Annotated in this window: 1 protein-coding gene; it reads left to right on the top strand. The window is 52.8% G+C overall.

Translation table 11 applies throughout. From position 1 onward, the window contains the following. Window positions 1-235, top strand: a 235-nt coding sequence (locus ABS784_RS17310; protein ID WP_352513447.1) for a hypothetical protein, incomplete at both ends; no start/stop codon positions are given.

The raw sequence follows: 235 nt of genomic DNA, 5'->3' as shown, positions 1-235 counted from the left end.
GCCGTACTCCACCAACAGGTTGAGGATGTCCCGCAGGATGCCGATGCGGTTCTGGCAGTGCACTTTGATACGCATGAAAAGGCCCGAAAGGTGGGAAGGCGCCGCGTCTTTTTGCCGCTGGGCGCAGATAGTCGTCAAGATTATGTGACAGTGCGTGCACTTTTCACAGCCCAAGACACAGAAGACCCGCACGATCGTAACGAATACTTTACGAAATTCAGTAACTTTTCCCACA

The sequence above is a fragment of the Geobacillus sp. G4 genome (assembly GCF_040327975.1).
Classification (GTDB): Bacteria; Bacillota; Bacilli; order Bacillales; family Anoxybacillaceae; genus Geobacillus; species Geobacillus thermoleovorans.
The sequence above is the reverse complement of the archived record's forward strand: the minus strand, read 5'-3'. Positions and strand labels throughout refer to the sequence as shown.